Source organism: Streptomyces sp. 8L (genome assembly GCF_020176795.1).
GTDB lineage: Bacteria > Actinomycetota > Actinomycetes > Streptomycetales > Streptomycetaceae > Streptomyces.
Map to the genome: position 1 here is coordinate 1 of NZ_JAIUKE010000825.1, position 2,114 is coordinate 2,114.

General features: G+C 66.1%; 2 protein-coding genes and 1 pseudogene. 1 reads left to right on the forward strand and 2 read right to left on the reverse strand.

Going from position 1 to position 2,114, the window contains the following annotated elements; all coding sequences use genetic code 11:
• Positions 1-545: 545 nt before the first annotated feature.
• The gene (locus LCE31_RS39150) at positions 546-755 is read right to left on the reverse strand and encodes an integrase core domain-containing protein (protein ID WP_374118713.1); all 210 of its coding nucleotides are present in this window, start codon (positions 753-755) and stop codon (positions 546-548) included.
• Positions 756-945: 190 nt separating this feature from the next.
• Positions 946-1,029: pseudogene (locus LCE31_RS41445) on the reverse strand (hypothetical protein); the annotation flags it as partial.
• A 171-nt stretch (positions 1,030-1,200) separates the two neighbouring features.
• Here LCE31_RS41445 and LCE31_RS39160 point away from each other — a divergent pair.
• The coding region (locus LCE31_RS39160; RefSeq protein ID WP_225023017.1) for a transposase family protein at positions 1,201-2,114 on the forward strand (914 nt) is incomplete at its 3' end.

Genomic DNA, 2,114 nt, shown 5'->3' on the forward strand with positions numbered 1-2,114 from the left:
CGGGTTCCAGGCATGGATCCGCGGTGGTCATTCCTGACATCGTCGCGGAAATTTTGGACTGAACCGTTCTATTGATCCGGAACGAGTTAGATTCTGGATCGTTGGTGGGGTGTGAGCGATCGGGTGGGCCTTCCCCCGTGAAGACCCGTGGCTACTTCGACGACCCACACGTCCACTACGTCCTGCTAGCAGCTCAGGACGATGATGGGCAAGGCTCAGCGTTTCCTCGTTTCCTCGAACAGGACAACCTTACTGGGTCCCTGTCCGGAAGCTTCGAGGCATCTCAGGTGTTATGCACGGCCTGGGACGCACTCGCGGAATCGGCCGTGTCTTCCACGCCCCGTGTACAGCAAACATGTAGCGTCGTACCTGAGCCTTCGGGGCACGAGGGCTCGGCCGGGCGGACATTCCCGCCGTCCGTCCGGCCACACAACAGCACAACCGATATCGACATTGTGGGAGCGTGGCTGCCGCGGTCCCGGCAAAGTCTGTCATCGGTCAGGAGGTGAGCTGCCCCGAGTTTTGTGGAGTCCGCGATCGTGTGATCAAGCGGTCTGCGGGGCTCCCTCCAGTTGCGCCCAGTAGGCCTGTTCGTACTCGTCGGGTGGTACGTAGCCGAGGGCGGAGTGGAGTCGTTCACTGTTGTACCACGCGAACCACTGGAAGACGGCCCGCTCGACCGCGTCGAAGTCCCGCCACGGCCCCTGATGCCCAATCAACTCGGCCTTGAACGTGCCGTTCAGGGCCTCCGCCATCGCATTGTCGTAACTGTCCGCGACAGAGCCGGCCGATGCCTAGACGCCGACCTCGGCAAGACGCTCTGTATACCGAATGGACACATACTGCGATCCTCTCAGTTCTTCGTCGCGGAGCCGGCGGGCCGACTTCGTCCTGGCGGCCCCACCCGCGCAGGGCCTCCTTGTGGATGTCGAGGTCGCGGGCGACGTGCGCGATCGGACGGCCGGTCGAGCGGACCTCGCGGATCGCGCGCTCACGGAGTTCATCGGGGTACTTACGTGGTGCTGGCACAGCTCGTGGTTCTCCTTACGCCCAGGGCCCCGGGGAGAATCCCGTCGCTCCCGGTTTGACCGGTTGATCATTGATGCCCGGACATGAGACGGGCACGGCTCTTGTGGATCATGGAGTTTTCCACGCTCCCAGATCAGCAAGGCTGCCGTGCTCGTCGCTCCGTCCTCTCTCATGTCCGTATCCCTGGGCACGTCGCCCTGTTCGCTCACCGGTGCGGTCGGGGAGGCGCCTGCGGACGGGCTGCTCCAGGCGCTGGCCAAGGTGCCCGACCCTCGTGATCGGCGGGGCGTTCGGTATCGGCTGGCGACGCTGCTTGCGATCGGGGTGTGCGCGATGACAGGGGCCGGGCGCAATTCCCTGGTTGCGATCGCGGAATGGGCCCGGCGGTGCGATCAGGAGGTGCCGGCCCGTCTGGGCTGCCCGTTCGATCCGTTCGCCGGCCGGTATCGGGCTCCGGGCGAGCGGACCTTGCGGGACGCCTTCGCCAAAGTGGATCCCGGCGCGCTGACCGCCACGGGTTTCGCCCGGTTCACCGCGCTGGCCTCGTCTGCGGCCGGAAGGCTGAGCCCCGACGGTGTCCCCGAACGTGAACAGCGCTGCGCCCACCGAGCCGCCGTGCTTGCCCCGGAACCGGCCCGGCTGAGGCGGCGGGCGTTCGCCGTGGACGGCAAGTGCCTGCGCGGTGCCGTCCGCGCCGACGGCACCCGGATGTTTGTCCTGACCGCCGTCTTGCGCGAGATCGGTGCGAAGACCAACGAGATCCCTGAGTTCGCCCCGCTCCTGGACGCCTTCGACGACGCGGACCTGCGCGAGGCCGTGATCACGGTGGACGCGATACACGCGCAGAAGGAGCACGCCCGCTACCTCGTCGAGGACCGTCACGCGCACTACCTGCTGTCGGTGAAGAACAACCAGCCCACGCTCGCGAGCCAGTTGAGAAAGCTGCCCTGGGGCAAGGCGCCTGTCCTTGACCGTTCACGCGATCGCGGACACGGCCGTGAGGAGGCAGGGTCCGTTGCAAGATCGCTTTTTGTCCGGGTTCATCCGGTGAGGCCGAGGGCGATCAGGGGTCTGCGGCAGTCGCG